The sequence below is a fragment of the Candidatus Pelagibacter sp. uisw_138 genome, from assembly GCF_059512485.2.
In genome coordinates, this window is record NZ_CM183453.2 from 1,109,000 (window position 1) to 1,123,736 (window position 14,737).

Annotated in this window: 18 protein-coding genes and 1 riboswitch; of the genes, 3 read left to right on the top strand and 15 right to left on the bottom strand. The window is 31.3% G+C overall.

The window, feature by feature from the left end:
- The first annotated feature begins 85 nt into the window (after window positions 1-85).
- Window positions 86-331, top strand: coding sequence for a DUF1467 family protein (locus AC5YGC_RS05965; RefSeq protein ID WP_415278050.1), 246 nt, complete (start codon window positions 86-88; stop codon window positions 329-331).
- A 35-nt stretch (window positions 332-366) separates the two neighbouring features.
- On the opposite strand, the gene cyoE is transcribed toward AC5YGC_RS05965, so the two are convergent.
- The 7 genes from cyoE to AC5YGC_RS06000 all read right to left on the bottom strand — a co-directional run bounded on the left by cyoE (window position 367) and on the right by AC5YGC_RS06000 (window position 6,294).
- Window positions 367-1,266 carry a heme o synthase gene (gene cyoE, locus AC5YGC_RS05970; RefSeq protein ID WP_496139312.1) on the bottom strand — a complete coding sequence of 300 codons (900 nt, stop codon included), beginning with the start codon at window positions 1,264-1,266 and terminating at the stop codon, window positions 367-369.
- 31 nt (window positions 1,267-1,297) lie between these two features.
- A complete protein-coding gene (locus AC5YGC_RS05975) occupies window positions 1,298-1,561 on the bottom strand; it encodes a hypothetical protein (protein WP_496139313.1) in 264 nt (87 codons plus the stop codon).
- A gap of 5 nt (window positions 1,562-1,566) precedes the next feature.
- The gene (locus AC5YGC_RS05980; RefSeq protein ID WP_415313137.1) at window positions 1,567-1,905 is read right to left on the bottom strand and encodes a cytochrome C oxidase subunit IV family protein; all 339 of its coding nucleotides are present in this window, start codon (window positions 1,903-1,905) and stop codon (window positions 1,567-1,569) included.
- 8 nt (window positions 1,906-1,913) lie between these two features.
- A complete protein-coding gene (locus AC5YGC_RS05985) occupies window positions 1,914-2,618 on the bottom strand; it encodes a cytochrome c oxidase subunit 3 (protein ID WP_415313138.1) in 705 nt (234 codons plus the stop codon).
- A 9-nt stretch (window positions 2,619-2,627) separates the two neighbouring features.
- Window positions 2,628-4,466, bottom strand: a complete 1,839-nt coding sequence (locus tag AC5YGC_RS05990) for a cytochrome c oxidase subunit I (protein ID WP_415313139.1) — start codon at window positions 4,464-4,466, stop codon at window positions 2,628-2,630.
- Window positions 4,467-4,472: 6 nt separating this feature from the next.
- Window positions 4,473-5,315 (bottom strand): cytochrome c oxidase subunit II, encoded by an 843-nt coding sequence (locus AC5YGC_RS05995; protein WP_415313140.1) that lies wholly within the window; start codon window positions 5,313-5,315, stop codon window positions 4,473-4,475.
- Window positions 5,316-5,613: 298 nt separating this feature from the next.
- Window positions 5,614-6,294: a cytochrome c oxidase subunit 3 gene (locus AC5YGC_RS06000; protein ID WP_415313141.1), complete on the bottom strand. Its 681-nt coding sequence runs from the start codon at window positions 6,292-6,294 to the stop codon at window positions 5,614-5,616.
- 33 nt (window positions 6,295-6,327) lie between these two features.
- Here AC5YGC_RS06000 and AC5YGC_RS06005 point away from each other — a divergent pair, with 33 nt between their 5' ends.
- Window positions 6,328-6,915: an SCO family protein gene (locus tag AC5YGC_RS06005; protein ID WP_496139314.1), complete on the top strand. Its 588-nt coding sequence runs from the start codon at window positions 6,328-6,330 to the stop codon at window positions 6,913-6,915.
- A gap of 11 nt (window positions 6,916-6,926) precedes the next feature.
- Here AC5YGC_RS06005 and AC5YGC_RS06010 read toward each other — a convergent pair whose 3' ends face one another.
- The 6 genes from AC5YGC_RS06010 to AC5YGC_RS06035 all read right to left on the bottom strand — a co-directional run bounded on the left by AC5YGC_RS06010 (window position 6,927) and on the right by AC5YGC_RS06035 (window position 12,319).
- The gene (locus tag AC5YGC_RS06010; RefSeq protein WP_496139315.1) at window positions 6,927-7,580 is read right to left on the bottom strand and encodes an SURF1 family cytochrome oxidase biogenesis protein; all 654 of its coding nucleotides are present in this window, start codon (window positions 7,578-7,580) and stop codon (window positions 6,927-6,929) included.
- 9 nt (window positions 7,581-7,589) lie between these two features.
- Window positions 7,590-8,378, bottom strand: a complete 789-nt coding sequence (locus AC5YGC_RS06015) for a cytochrome c oxidase subunit 3 (RefSeq protein ID WP_496139316.1) — start codon at window positions 8,376-8,378, stop codon at window positions 7,590-7,592.
- A gap of 2 nt (window positions 8,379-8,380) precedes the next feature.
- Window positions 8,381-8,917 (bottom strand): cytochrome c oxidase assembly protein, encoded by a 537-nt coding sequence (locus AC5YGC_RS06020; protein ID WP_415291314.1) that lies wholly within the window; start codon window positions 8,915-8,917, stop codon window positions 8,381-8,383.
- Window positions 8,918-9,080: 163 nt separating this feature from the next.
- The gene (ctaD, locus tag AC5YGC_RS06025; protein WP_496139317.1) at window positions 9,081-10,718 is read right to left on the bottom strand and encodes a cytochrome c oxidase subunit I; all 1,638 of its coding nucleotides are present in this window, start codon (window positions 10,716-10,718) and stop codon (window positions 9,081-9,083) included.
- Window positions 10,719-10,720: 2 nt separating this feature from the next.
- Window positions 10,721-11,536, bottom strand: coding sequence for a cytochrome c oxidase subunit II (gene coxB / locus AC5YGC_RS06030; protein WP_415286157.1), 816 nt, complete (start codon window positions 11,534-11,536; stop codon window positions 10,721-10,723).
- An 81-nt stretch (window positions 11,537-11,617) separates the two neighbouring features.
- Window positions 11,618-12,319, bottom strand: coding sequence for an RsmE family RNA methyltransferase (locus AC5YGC_RS06035; protein WP_496139318.1), 702 nt, complete (start codon window positions 12,317-12,319; stop codon window positions 11,618-11,620).
- Window positions 12,320-12,336: 17 nt separating this feature from the next.
- Between AC5YGC_RS06035 and AC5YGC_RS06040 the strand changes: the two genes are divergently transcribed.
- Window positions 12,337-13,008: a haloacid dehalogenase type II gene (locus AC5YGC_RS06040; RefSeq protein ID WP_496139319.1), complete on the top strand. Its 672-nt coding sequence runs from the start codon at window positions 12,337-12,339 to the stop codon at window positions 13,006-13,008.
- Between the two features lie 28 nt (window positions 13,009-13,036).
- On the opposite strand, the gene AC5YGC_RS06045 is transcribed toward AC5YGC_RS06040, so the two are convergent.
- Both AC5YGC_RS06045 and AC5YGC_RS06050 read right to left on the bottom strand, forming a co-directional pair.
- A complete protein-coding gene (locus AC5YGC_RS06045) occupies window positions 13,037-13,591 on the bottom strand; it encodes an OsmC family protein (protein ID WP_496139320.1) in 555 nt (184 codons plus the stop codon).
- 5 nt (window positions 13,592-13,596) lie between these two features.
- Window positions 13,597-13,661, bottom strand: a riboswitch (SAM riboswitch).
- A gap of 3 nt (window positions 13,662-13,664) precedes the next feature.
- Window positions 13,665-14,726, bottom strand: a complete 1,062-nt coding sequence (locus AC5YGC_RS06050) for a homocysteine S-methyltransferase family protein (RefSeq protein WP_496139321.1) — start codon at window positions 14,724-14,726, stop codon at window positions 13,665-13,667.
- Window positions 14,727-14,737 lie beyond the last annotated feature (11 nt).

The window sequence follows — 14,737 nt, forward strand, 5'->3', positions numbered from 1 at the left end:
AATATAATTGTAAATTGATGACTTATTATCTTTTAACTTTAGACTAATTTATATACCCTTTAATGGTAAAGATATAGGGGGTAAATTGAGTACAATTGGACTAGTTACAATGTATCTAATTATTCAGTTAGTGGTATTTTTTTCTATATTACCAATAGATGTTAATCGAAAAAGAAAATTTTTAATCCCAGCAAATGAGGTTGGAGCACCTGAAAATCCTAAAATTCTTAAAAAGACTTTTTATTCCATTGGTATTACGACTATTATTTTCACAATAATTTGTTTATTGATGAAATATGAATATTTAGATCTAACAAATATAATCAGTTAAAAGATATTATACCACAACATTTTGAGTCGAAAAATTTAAATAAGACTATCTATTAAAAGTAATACAAAAATTAAGAATAGATACAAAATTGAGTAGCCAAAGACTTTTTTTGCTTTCTTTAAATCAAATTTATTTTTTTTATATTGATATAAATCAAAGCAAATAAAATTATAATAAATTGTAAGAACAAATGCTGGAATCAAATAGATTAAACCTGAAAAATTAATCCAATATGGAAAAATAATGATGGGTAGCATTAATAAAGAATAAATAAAAATGTATACTTTTGTTTTTTCAATACCATCTGTTAAAGGTAACATTGGAATTTTTGCTTTTTTATAATCATCAGCTTTATATAAGCTCAATGCCCAAAAATGTGAAGGCGTCCAAATAAAAATTATTAAAAATAAAGCTAATGGCTCTAAACTGATTGTATTAGTTGCTATAGTCCACCCGATAACAGGTGGTAATGCACCAGCAGCTCCACCAATAACAATGTTTTGTGGTGTTTTTCTTTTTAGCCATATTGTGTAGACAAAAAGATAAAAAAATATTGTAAATAATAACAAAGATGCTGATAGAAAATTTGAAAAATAATTTAATGCTACAACTGAAATAACTGAAAGCAACACTCCAAAAGTAAGTGCTTGGTTTCTATTAATTTTACCAGTGGGAATTGGTCTTAAGCATGTTCTTGTCATGAGTGCATCTAAATCTGATTCGTACCACATATTTAGACATCCAGCCGCTCCCGCACCTAAAGCAACTAAAGTTATGCCTATCATAGCATTAATAATGCCTATATTTGAATTGGAAGTTAAAAGGCCAACGGCGCATGTAAATATAACAAGAGACATTACTCTTGGTTTCATCAATAGATATAAAGATTTAATTAATTCATTAAAATCTAGTGAGACAGTTTTTTTTCTAATCATTTTGGTTAAACGATTATCAGATATGATGTGCCTATTCTACATTTAATAAAATAAACACTAAAATTGATACCATTCCAATAATAAGAATATGATTTCCTAAATCAAAAATTCCAATTTTTTTATTTTTTTTATCAATAAATCTTCTAGTAAGAGACATATTGTCATATGGATTAATTGTAATTGCGGGGCCTTTGTCTTTTTGCTTCTCTAATTTTAATTGAGTACCAAACCATGTTGCGTAAATAAAAAGTAAAAAAAATATTATCACTCCAGCGAGTACAGTAAAACCAGTCATATAAATTACCCTCCTATAAAAAAATATAATAATCTTGTAAAAACAGTGTATTTTGCTTCTGCCGCCATAAGCCCAATAAAACAAGCTATTGCTGTCATTGGCCACAAAAGAACATTAACTAGGGCATATCGCTCCCAAAATAAATGCATAAAGAAAGCCATTATTAGGCCTGCTTTAAGAAACATAAATATTAAAATTAAGGTCCACCTTAATAACCCTTGAAATGCAAACCAGTCAACCATGTAAGAAAAAAAACTAAGTACAAATAATAATCCCCAAATCCATAAGTAGATTCCTATCTTATGTGTTGAAGCAACTGTTTCTTTGTTTTCTATCTCATCCATAATCTAGTTTACCATAAATAAAAGAAGGCAAATATAAATACCCATACTAAATCAACAAAATGCCAATAAAGTCCTAAGATTTCTATTGCTACATAGTCTGATTTCATTGAAGTAAAAAACCCTCTTTTGCCTTTATCAAAATCACCTCTAAAAACCTTTCTTGCATAAATAAATAGAAATATCACTCCAATCGATACATGCGTTCCATGAAAACCAGTGATCATAAAAAAGAAAGACCCAAATTGTTTGGCTCCAAATGGATTTTCCCATGGTCTAACACCTTCGTGTATTAACTTAGACCATTCAAATACCTGCATACCAACAAAAGTAAGACCACCTATAGCTGTAGCTAATATTAGCCAGCCACACATTTTTCTATTTTTTTCATATCCATATTTAACCGCAAGTGCCATGGTTCCACTGCTTGTGATTAAAACAAATGTCATAATTGCAATTAATAATAATGGAACAGGTACACCATTGACATGTAATGAAAAAACTTCACTTGTATTTGGCCAATCTACTACCGTAGAAGCTCTTCCCTTCATGTATGAAATTAAAAAACAACTAAATATAAAAGTGTCGCTAAGTAGAAAAATCCACATCATAACTTTACCCCACTGAACACCTTTAAAGGCAGTTTGATCTGATCCCATATCCTGAGACATGCCTTTAAAACCTCCAGGTAAATTATTTAATGAATTATCTGACATTAAAATTGATTAAGTTTTTTCAACCTCCGCACTTATAACTTCACTTGGTGGGGTTGTTTGAGTTATATAATCTTCTTTTGCTCCAGGCACATTGAAGTCATAAGGCCATCTATGAATAACGGGCAATTTTTCTCCCCAGTTACCATGTGCTGGTGGCACTTCTGGAGTTAGCCACTCTAAAGAATTTGCTTTCCAAGGATTTTTTCCAGCTGGTTTTCCAATACTCAAACTTACTACTATATTGTAAATAAATATAAGCTGTGAGAAACCAACAATTAAAGCTGCTACAGTTATAAATTCATTCATTCCTATTGCAGAAGTCACATAAGGACTGTCATACATTTCAAAATACCTTCTTGGTACTCCGATAAAACCCAGATAATGCATGGGAAAATAAATGGAATAAGCCCCTAAAAAAGTGAACCAAAAATGCCACTTACCTAATTTTTCACTTAACATTCTTCCTGTAACTAAGGGAAACCAATGATAAACAGCTCCCATGATTACCATAAGCGGGGCAATTCCCATCACCATATGAAAATGGGCTATTACAAAATACGTGTCAGATAATGGAATATCTACAGCAACGTTGCCTAAAAAAATTCCAGTAATTCCCCCATTTACAAAGGTCACAATAAAACCTAAGCAAAAAAGCATTACAGTATTCATTCTTATGTTGGCTCTAAATAGTGTGATTATCCAGTTATAAACTTTCAATGCAGTTGGTACTGCAATGATAAGAGTAGTTGTTGCAAAGAAAAACCCAAACCAAGGATTCATTCCACTAACATACATATGGTGGGCCCAAACAAAGAAACTTAAAGCACCAATACCAACGATAGCCCAAACCATCATTCGGTATCCAAATATATTTTTTCTAGCATGAACTGATATTAAGTCTGAAACTATTCCAAAAGCAGGAAGAGCTACGATATAAACTTCAGGGTGTCCAAAAAACCAAAATAAATGCTGGAAAAGAACTGGACTTCCACCACCATAACTTAATACTTCTCCTGCTTGAAGAATTGTTGGCATAAAGAAACTAGTTCCAAGCATCTTGTCTAAAGTCATCATAATGCAGCTAACCAATAAAGCTGGAAAAGCTAACATTGCTAAAGCAGTTGCTGTAAAAATTCCCCAAATAGTCAATGGCATCCTCATCAAAGTCATGCCTCTAGTACGTGCTTGTAAAATAGTAATTATGTAATTTAATCCACCCATAGTAAATCCAATTACAAATAAAGATAAAGAAACTAGCATCAAAATAATTCCCATATTTGATCCTGGAGTACCTGGTAAAATTGCTTGAGGTGGATAAAGTGTCCAGCCCGCTCCAGTTGGTCCACCCGGAACAAAGAAGCTAGCCATGAGAACACAAACTGCAATAAAGAACATCCAGAAACTGACCATGTTTACATATGGGAAAACCATATCTCTTGCACCAACCATTAAAGGAATTAAATAATTCCCAAAACCTCCTAAAAATAATGCGGTTAAAAAATAAACCACCATTATCATTCCATGCATAGTTACAAATTGATAATAGTGTTCGGCAGTAATGAATGGAACTAATTCTGGAAAACCTAATTGCAAACGCATTAGCCATGAAAGTACCAAACCAACAATTCCCGTAAATACTGCGGTAAGAAAATATTGCACTCCAATAACTTTTGCATCCTGACAAAAAATCCACTTCGTAATAAAGCTATGACCGTGATATAAATCTTGCTCTGGAAGCTCTGCAGGTCTTACATAGTCAATATCTTTTGACGAACCAGAAGAGCCTGAAGTAGTTTCTGAAGACTGTGCTTTAATTGGTATATTTTTTTGGTTATATTCGTCTGACATATATTTTTAATTCTTATTTTTTGCAATTATTGTTAATTTTAATTTATCGTTATTTTGTTTTGCTATTAAATCTGAAAAAGTTTCTTGTTCTTTAATCCAGTTGTCATAATTGCCTTCACTTTGAACTATAACTTTTGCTCTCATAGCATAGTGACCTACCCCACAGTATTCGGCACATAAAACCTCATACTCACCTAGTTTATTTGGTTCAAACCAGTAATAAGTAATTATTCCAGGAATAGCATCCATCTTTGCTCTAAATTGAGGCACATAAAAATTATGTAAAACATCAAGTGATCTTAATAAAATTTTTACCGGCCTATTTGTTTTTAGGTGAAGTACATCGTCTTGAATTAAAATATCATCTTTTCCATTTGGATCATCCAAGTTTATTCCAAAAGGATTGTCATCACTAATTTTTGCTACATGAGCAGTGCCTAATATTCCATCTTCACCAGGTAATCTATATTGCCATCCCCATTGCCACGCATTCACCTCGACATGCAATGCATTTTTAGGAGTATTAATATAATTATTATAAACAATAAGTCCTGGTGCCAAAAGAGCTATCACTCCTATAGTGGTTGCAATAGTTAATATTTTTTCTAGTTTATGATCCTCTGGTTTGTATTCAACTTTACGACCTTCTTTATAAGAAAACTTAAGAACGCAATAAACCATGAACAAACAAACTAAAACAAATACTCCTCCACCAATCCAAAATGTTAAATTAATTGTATCATCCATTGCCCCCCAGTTTGAAGCTATGTCTGTCCACCACCATGGAGTATATATATGGAACAAAACCGAACCAACAATTACCCCTAAAAATATAATTCCCGGGTGCATATTTGTCTCTCTCTTAGATAACAGTAATTGAAATAAATTTCCGAATCCATAGAAAAATATATTAATAAATGAGTAAATAAGGCTTTATACTGAATTAAATTATGCTTGATAAATTTAGTCTCTTTGTAGTTGTGCTGGTTTTAGTTTTTTGCTTTTATCTTGTAATTTCTCTGGGAGCAGGAGTTTTTTCAAAAAAAGAAAGGAAACCTGAAATACAAAAATATTTAAAATCTGTTAATATTTTATTAATTTTTGTAATTGTTATTGGGGCCATTTTAACGTTGTTTCTTTAAAGCATTTAAGCAAGTAGTGCTCGACACCAAGCAATAACTGTATCATTAAAAACATACATAATTAAAAAAAATACACACCAAACAATTAATAAAAAAGCCCAATAAAGAGATAGTGCATCTATACTTTTTTGTTCTTTTATAATTTCTTCTTTTTTAAGTTTATTAACTTTGGAAAAAACTTTCCCCCAAAAAAATAATCCTCCTAAAAGATGTAAACCATGAAGTGCAGTAAAAATATAAAACGATGAAAAATAATTATTTGTAGAAACATAGTTTCCATTTTTCATTAATTGAAACCAAAAAAGGATCTGCCCAAATAAAAAAGCATAGCTTAAAAAGCCAACTATAAGCAAATTCTTTTTAATTTTTTCAAAATTATTTTTTTTTAAATCATTTGTGATTTTATTAAAAAAATAAGCAACATATAATAAAACTAAAGTATTTAACCATAATAAATTAGGTTTCAATAGATACTCTGTATCTTGAGTCACTGGAATGCTATAAAGGTATCCTGTAACAACTAAAGTAAATAATACTGTGCTCACACCAAAGATAACAATAACGGCTGATGTCTGCAACGATATATCAAAAGTTTTACCTTGATGATGGTTATCACTTTCCATCTGTTCTTTTTCCCAAGGCTTATCAGACAATGTTCCAAAAAGTTTTTTAATAAATTTAGACATAATTATAATATATAATATATTAATTCATAAAATATGAAATTAAAGACCTCAATAACTATACTGGGTGGCTGTTTGTTAATTTTTTTATTTATTATGTTGCCTATTGTATTATCGATACAAGAAAAGAAAGAAGATATTGTAGCCTCATATACTGGATCTGCATTTACTTTAACAGATGTAAATAATGAGCCCATAACAGAAAAATCTTTTCAAGGACCGTTAACTGCAATTTTTTTTGGTTTTACAAATTGTCCCGACATATGTCCAATGACACTATCTAATCTAGATCAGGTTATCGAAAAATTAGATGATAGTGAGAAAAAAAATTTGAAAGTTTTTTTTGTAAGTATTGATCCTGAAAGAGACAATCCTCAAATAATTAAGGATTACTTGAATTCATTTAAAAGTAAGATCTATGGAATAACTGGAGATCCACAAAAAGTATTTTTGCTTTCAAAATCTTGGGGTGTTTTAAGTGAAAAAATCTTTAATGAAGACGGTGGTTATTTAATTAATCATAGTTCTTCAATACTTTTATTAGATAAAGGAAAGTATATTGATCGAATTAGTCATCATGAAAATTTGGACAATATTTTTAAAATAATTAAGAGTTATTTGTAAGCTTGTAAAAATTAATATGTATTTTTTCTCACATATAAATAAAATAAAAAAATTGACAGTGCTAAAGAAAACCAAGTAATAGCATACTTTTTGTGGCTATTTGAAATATTTACAGTAATAATTTTTGGTTTTGGTAATTCTAAATTATTATTTAAGTAAATTACAAATGGTGAAAATTTTTTATTTGTATATTGAAAAATATCATCCCTATCTAAAGTAAACCAGTAATTATCGTTAATATCATTAACAGGCTTAAACCTGTTAGCCTTAGATTGTTTTCTTAACGTTCCTAAAATAGTTTTATGATCAAAAATATCAATTTCTTTAGTATTTTTTTTATCAAAAGGTATCCATCCTCTATTTAATAAAAAGTTTTTATTATTAATTATAATTGGATTAACAACATTAAATCCCGGTGCACCTTTTTCGTTTAAACTATACAAATAAATTTGTTTATCAAAATCTATAACCCCTGAAGTTTTGATTTTTAGATAGTCCTCAGGAACATTGGTCATTAAATCAACAGGTTCTTTCTCCAAAGAAACATCAATTTTATTTAATAATTCATTTTTCCAATCTAATCTTACTAGTTGCCAGCTACCTAATGCTATAAATATAGATATAAAAAAGAATACAAAAATTGAAAATAAAAGTTTATTTCTCAAGGTAAACTATTAACTTCCCCAAACATAGATTGAAGCAAATAGGAATAGCCATACTACATCAACAAAATGCCAGTACCACGCAGCAGCCTCAAAGCCGAAAAACTCATCTTTTTTATAATGACCAGTCTTGCCTCTCCACCAACATACAGCTAAAAATATAGTTCCTACAACAACGTGAAACCCATGAAAACCTGTTGCCATATAAAACACAGCACCATAAATATTTCCTGAAAAATCAAAACTTGCATGATAGTATTCATAAATCTGCAATAAAGAAAAGCTAAAACCTAAAGCAACTGTCATTGCCAAACCTTGCACAAAACTTTCTCTATCACCTTCTTCTAAGGCATGATGCGCCCAGGTAACTGTTGTTCCTGATAATAGTAGAATTAATGTATTTATCAATGGAATATCCCAAGGGTCAAATGTTATAATATCTACTGGAGGCCAAACATTGCCCATGAGTTCTGTAGGAAATAAACTTGCATTAAAATAAGCCCAAAACCACGCAACAAAAAACATTACTTCGGAGGCGATAAAAAGAGTCATTCCATATCTTAAATGAATTTTAACAACAGGTGTATGATGATCGTGGTCAACCGACTCTATTATTACATCCCTAAACCACATGTATACTCCATAAAATAAAAGAGCAAAACCTAAGTACATTCCCCAGGAAACTTCACTATGCAAATAATAGACAGTCCCTATTGCTAAAAATAAGCTAGAAAATGATACATAAATAGGCCAAGGACTTGGATCTACTAAGTGATAATCGTGTTTTTTTTCTGCTGACATTTTTATAATTTTGATTGGTTATAGTAATCTGATGAAAAGAAAGTATAGGACATAGTTACATCTTTAATATTTTTAGTGTTTGGGTCGTTTACCATTTCTGGATCTAAATAAAAAGTCATTATATATGTTGCTTTTTCTCCTGCTTTTAGCTCTTGCTTTTCAAAGCAAAAACAGCCTAATTTACTATAATATTTACCAAAAGATGAGGGAGATACATTAAAAGCAGCCACACCATAAGTTGTTTCATCGCCATAATTCTCTACTTGAAATTCGATTCGATTCACTTGACCTATATTCACATCCATAACATTTTTTTTTACTTTAAAATTCCAGGGTAGTTTGTTTACATTTGTATCAAAGCGAACACTTACTTTTTGATCTAAAACTATATCTGGTGCCTCTTTTGATATTTGCGTAGTTCCACCGAACCCAGTCGCTCTACAGAATATGTCATATAAAGGTACCGCAGCAAATGAAAGGCCAAGCATGATAAAAAAGATTCCAGCTAAAATTATAGGAGTGAGCGTTTTTTTTTGGATCATAATTGTCTGTCAAAAACTCCCACATTATAGAGAGTAAAAAAAAATAGGAATATCATGAAGGCTATTATTCCAAACGCAGTAAAGATGTTTTTTTTTTTAGTTTTTTTGTCAAGTGTCAGCATAATAATATCTTATTTGTTAAAAATAATTTTCTTAAAATTTAATGAGTATTAGATTTTTCAGTATCTTGATCATCCACAAACTTCGGCAACTCATCAAAGGTATGGAAATTTGGTGGTGATGGTATGGTCCATTCTAAAGTTGTGGCACCTTCACCCCAAGGGTTTTGAGCTGCAGCTTTTTTCTTAGAAAAAGAATAAATTAAGTTAACAAAAAATACTAATAAACCACCAACTGCTATGTATGAACCAACTGATGAAACGTAATTCCATCCCGCAAATGCATCTGGGTAATCAGCATATCTTCTTGGCATTCCCGCTAAACCTAAAAAATGTTGAGGGAAAAATACCAAGTTAACTCCAATAAATGTTAACCAAAAATGTATTTTTCCTAAGGTTTCAGAATATTCATAACCAGACATTTTACCAAACCAATAATAAAATCCAGCAAAGATTGCGAATACTGCTCCTAAAGATAATACATAATGAAAGTGAGCAACCACATAATAAGTATCATGCATTGCAGTATCAACACCTGCATTTGCAAGCACAACGCCTGTTACTCCACCAACTGTAAATAAAAATATAAATCCTAATGCCCATAGCATTGGAGTTTTAAATGAAATTGATCCACCCCACATTGTTGCAATCCATGAAAATATTTTAATACCTGTTGGTACTGCAATAATCATTGTTGCTGCTATAAAATAAGCTTTAGTATCAGTGCTTAAACCAACCGTATACATGTGGTGAGCCCAAACAACAAAACCTACAACACCAATTGAAACCATTGCGTAAGCCATTCCCAAATATCCAAATACTGGTTTTTTAGAAAATGTTGAAACAATATGACTGATCATTCCAAAGCCAGGAAGTATCAAAATATAAACTTCTGGATGACCAAAGAACCAAAATAAATGCTGGTACAAAACAGGATCTCCACCTGTTTGAGCATCAAAAAATGCTGTTCCAAAATTTCTATCCGTTAAAAGCATTGTAATTGCACCAGCTAAAACTGGAAGTGATAACAACAATAAGAATGCTGTAACTAGAACAGACCAAGCAAATAAAGGCATTTTGTGCAAAGTCATACCTGGTGTTCTCATATTCAAAATTGTTGTAATAAAGTTAACTGCTCCTAAAATTGAAGAAGCTCCAGCTAAGTGCAAACTTAAAATAGCAAAATCCATTGCAGGTCCTGGCTGTCCAGCTTTAGAAGATAAAGGCGGATATAAAGTCCATCCTCCGCCGACACCTTGTTGACCTGGAGGGCCATCTACAAAAATTGAAAGTAGTAATAAAATAAATGAAGCTGGTAATAACCAAAATGAAATATTATTCATTCTAGGAAAGGCCATATCAGGTGCACCAATCATAATTGGCACAAACCAATTACCAAAACCACCAATCATTGCAGGCATTACCATGAAGAAAATCATTATTAATCCATGACCAGTAACCAACACATTATATAAGTGATAATTTCCACCTAAAATTCCATCGCCAGGATGCATTAATTCAATTCTCATTAATACTGAAAAAGCTGTTCCAATAATTCCTGCAAAAATTGCAAAAATTAAATACATTGTTCCAATATCTTTATGGTTAGTTGAATAAGCCCAACGCTTCCAACCTGTTGGTGTGTGATGATTGTCGTGTGATGCTGTTTGTGTATACATTTTTATTTACTCGCTAGTTTTTTATATTCATTTTCTGTAATTGGTTCTTTTGCAAATTTCATTTTAGCTTCTGCTAACCATATTGCATATTCTTCATCTGTTACAACTCTCACTGTGATTGGCATAAAAGCATGTTGTATTCCACATAACTCAGAGCATTGACCATAATATGTTCCTACTTTTTCAGCTTTAAACCAAGTTTCATTTATTCTTCCTGGAACCGCATCTCTTTTAACTCCAAAAGATGGTAATGCCCAAGCGTGTAAGACATCGTTTGCAGTAATTAAAACCTTAACCACCTTATTAACTGGCACAACAACTTCGTGATCAACGGTTAGTAATCTTGGTTGGTTTTCTTTTAACTCATCTTCTTTAATCATGTACGATTCAAAAATAATATTTTCGTCCGGATATTCGTATCCCCAGTACCACTGATATCCAACAGCTTTGATTGTTACATCGACTTTTGGGATCGTATCTTGCTTGTATAAAAGTTTAAATGATGGGATCGCCATCACGATTAAAATTAAACACGGAATTAATGTCCACAAAACTTCTACTGCAACATTATGAGTAGTTTTTGATGGAACTGGATTTTTTGACTCTCTAAATCTTATGCAGGTATAAATCATAAGAAATAAAACAAAGACAGTGATAGCAATAATTATTGGAAGTAGAATATTATTATGAAAACTAACGATATCTCTCATTCCATCAGAGGCTGGGTTTTGAAATCCTAGTTGCCATTCTTTAGGTTGATCGGCTAATGCACCTGTTGAGTAGATAGTTGCTAAAATTGTAAGTAAAAACTTGTTCATTTACAACAGTATATAAAGTGCTTTCATAAAATTTACACTTTAGATTTTGCGACAAAATCACACTTTAGCTTTTAAAAACCATCAATTAATCAAATAACTAACAATAGATAGAGCTGAAATTACTGCAGTCTCTGATCTTAATATATTTTCATTTATTTTAATTGGCTGAACGTGCTTAAATGTAAGAATCTCCCCTCTTTCTTCCTCTGAAAAATCTCCTTCTGGACCAATAATAACACAAGTTGGATTACTAATTAGCTTTTCTAAATCTAATTTTTTATTTTGAGAATTTAAATCGGTAAATATTAAATCCATTTTTTCATTACTTAAAAAATCTTTTAATGGTTGAGGATCTTCAATAGATGGAACATTAATACGATTGGACTGTTCGGCAGCTTCTATAATTACTTTTTCTAATCTTTCTTTGTTAATTTTTCTTACAATTGTTCTGTCAAATATTATTGGTAAAAATTTTGTAACACCGAGCTCTGTTGCTTTTTGAATCATAAAATTAAAATAATTTGATTTAATAGGTGAAAAAGCTAACCACAATTCTTTTACATTTTCTTTTTGTCTTAATTGTTTTGTAATATTAACTTCAACTATACTTTTTGAAATATTTAAAATTTTTGCTTCCCACTCTCCACTGCTATTAAATAAAGAGAAGACTTCATCAACTTTAACTCTCATCACTTTATTTACATAGTGAGATTGTGATTTATCAAGTTTTGCAGTTAAATTAAGTGATAAACTTTCTTTAAAAAATAATCTAATATTGCTCATTAATGTTAAGTTAATTTATGAAAAATATTAAAGCAATAATTTTTGATGCATATGGCACTTTATTTGATGTCAATTCTGCTGCAGAAAAATGCAAAGATAAAATTGGTGATAAATGGGAAGGCTTTGCTAATTACTGGCGAACTACTCAATTAGAGTACACTTGGCTTAGAAGTCTAATGAATAGACACAAAGACTTTTGGCAAGTGACCGAAGATAGCTTAGATAAATCAATGAAGGCATTTGAAATTGATATTTCAATGAAAAGTGAATTATTAAATCTTTATAAGGTACTCTCACCTTTTCCTGAAGTGCCAGAAGTTTTAAAAAAACTTAAAGAAAAAAACTATAAATTAGGTATCCTTTCAAATGGTACACCTTCTCTTCTTAATGAATTGGTGAAGAGTAATGATCTAGATAATATATTTGATGATATTTTTTCAATTGAAGAAGTTGGCATTTATAAACCAGACTCAAAAGTTTATGACATGCCAATTAAAAAATACAAAATACAAAAAGAAGAAGTTGCATTTTTAAGTGCTAATACTTGGGATGTTTCTGGTGGTGGAAATTATGGTTACAGTTCTATTTGGGTTAATAGAAATAATAATATTTTTGATAACCTTGATTACAAACCTAAAAATGAAATAAAAAATTTAGAACAATTAAACAATCTTATTAAGGCCTCATGAGATAGCATGAGACCTTAACTAATATAATTTAAGCAACGCTTGCTCTTTGTTCAGTTTGCTCTTTATTAACAAAAGTGCTCGAAGCAACCTTTTGAAATAATTTAATAGGAACTCCTTTTGATAAAATGTCTAAAACTGGACAATGTGTATTTACAGTATCAATCAATTTATCTATCTCAGCTTTTGGTGATGAAGATTTAATATCAACAGTACCTGAGATGTGTTGAAAGCCAGGTCTAGTGTTTTTATTTAAAGCTAAAAAACCTTGAAGATCAAGCGTACCTATCAAATTAACACTGACACTATCAATATTAATACCAGCTGCTGTAGCAAAAGCTTTATACGTTATCTCCTGACACGTTGCTAAAGCTGCTAATATTAACTCTACTGGACTGGGTCCTTCGTCTTTTCCACCAAAACTTTTGGGTTCATCCACTATCAATTTATGTTCTCTGAGGGTAACCACAGATTGAAGCCCTTCCTTAAGAATTGAGTTGCTTTCATATTGGACCACAGCATTTTTTGGATTAGCTATAAAATCCTTCTGTAGATTACTTATTGTTTCTTTTAGATTATTACTCATTTTTTTATCTCCTGTTTTAGTGCTTCGACATATGTCAGGCGCACAATTTAGTTAAATGCCCTCCTTAATTTATTTACGCTTTATCTCCGTATTCAGTCATATGTTTTGAAATTCTTTTATTTTTTCCATACATAAAATGATTTTCCATGTTCTCTCTGTATTTACTTGCTGGAACTTTTAATCCAATCGACTCAGCAACTTCCCTAATCAACATTGGATTTGCTCCACAACAAACTCCTAAATAATTCACTCCTAATGCATAAGCATCTTTTGCAAATTTACCTATTTCATATCTATTGCAGAAGTGTGGATCTAATGCCGTTGGAAACGTTCTTCCATGTGGTGATGGACAAGCACAATTACTTCTGTCTGGCAGATTAAAAAATGTTGGAAAGTCTTCACTGGTTCTGTAAGGAATAGGCAAGGCTCCAACATGACATTTAACTGCTTCTCTAATTTCTTTTAAAAAGGGAAACATTGTAGCTGGCCCTCTAAAACAATTTAAACCAACAACATCGGCTCCACGTTGTTCAAGCTCTTTACAAGTATCAACAACAGATTTTCCATCTCTCATTTTATTTTCACCCATTGGAGAAATTGTTAGAACTGTTGGTAAACCTGTTTTTTTCATTACCTCTAAAGCTTTGTAAGCCTCTTCAGCATAATAAAAAGTTTCACCAATCAACATATCAGCCCCTTCCTCAACAGCCCAACCAACCATCTCTGTAAACATTCCTTCAACTGCTTTTTGAGATTGAGGGTCATTATGTTTCCAAATATTTGAATTTGAAATATTACCTGCCATTAAATTTGGTTTAGACCCCTTAGGTGTGTCTAGTGCTACTTTTTTAGCAATTTTTAGTGCTGAACGGTTTAAAGGTTCAAGAAGTTCTTCTTTACCAATAACACGCATTTTTTCTCTGTGTCCATTATAAGTAAAAGCTTCAACAATATCTGAACCTGCATGTTGAAATTCTCTATGCAAATTCTCTAATACCTCAGGATGGTCCAATGAAACCATTGGCACAAATTCTCCTGATGCCATGTACCCACGTCTTTCAATTTCAAATAAAAAACCTTCAGCACAAATTACAGGACCTTGATCTAATCTTTCTGTTAATTTATTTTTTGTCATTTTTTTTCTCC

Coding starts and splice junctions, on each gene's coding strand:
- AC5YGC_RS05975 (WP_496139313.1), bottom strand. CDS start 1,561: ATGACTGGTTTTACTGTACTCGCTGGAGTGATAATATTTTTTTTACTT.
- AC5YGC_RS06040 (WP_496139319.1), top strand. CDS start 12,337: ATGAAAAATATTAAAGCAATAATTTTTGATGCATATGGCACTTTATTT.
- cyoE (WP_496139312.1), bottom strand. CDS start 1,266: ATGATTAGAAAAAAAACTGTCTCACTAGATTTTAATGAATTAATTAAA.
- AC5YGC_RS06000 (WP_415313141.1), bottom strand. CDS start 6,294: ATGTCTAAATTTATTAAAAAACTTTTTGGAACATTGTCTGATAAGCCT.
- coxB (WP_415286157.1), bottom strand. CDS start 11,536: ATGAACAAGTTTTTACTTACAATTTTAGCAACTATCTACTCAACAGGT.
- AC5YGC_RS06050 (WP_496139321.1), bottom strand. CDS start 14,726: ATGACAAAAAATAAATTAACAGAAAGATTAGATCAAGGTCCTGTAATT.
- AC5YGC_RS05995 (WP_415313140.1), bottom strand. CDS start 5,315: ATGCACCCGGGAATTATATTTTTAGGGGTAATTGTTGGTTCGGTTTTG.
- AC5YGC_RS06005 (WP_496139314.1), top strand. CDS start 6,328: ATGAAATTAAAGACCTCAATAACTATACTGGGTGGCTGTTTGTTAATT.
- AC5YGC_RS06035 (WP_496139318.1), bottom strand. CDS start 12,319: ATGAGCAATATTAGATTATTTTTTAAAGAAAGTTTATCACTTAATTTA.
- AC5YGC_RS06045 (WP_496139320.1), bottom strand. CDS start 13,591: ATGAGTAATAATCTAAAAGAAACAATAAGTAATCTACAGAAGGATTTT.
- AC5YGC_RS05980 (WP_415313137.1), bottom strand. CDS start 1,905: ATGGATGAGATAGAAAACAAAGAAACAGTTGCTTCAACACATAAGATA.
- AC5YGC_RS05990 (WP_415313139.1), bottom strand. CDS start 4,466: ATGTCAGACGAATATAACCAAAAAAATATACCAATTAAAGCACAGTCT.
- AC5YGC_RS05985 (WP_415313138.1), bottom strand. CDS start 2,618: ATGTCAGATAATTCATTAAATAATTTACCTGGAGGTTTTAAAGGCATG.
- ctaD (WP_496139317.1), bottom strand. CDS start 10,718: ATGTATACACAAACAGCATCACACGACAATCATCACACACCAACAGGT.
- AC5YGC_RS06015 (WP_496139316.1), bottom strand. CDS start 8,378: ATGTCAGCAGAAAAAAAACACGATTATCACTTAGTAGATCCAAGTCCT.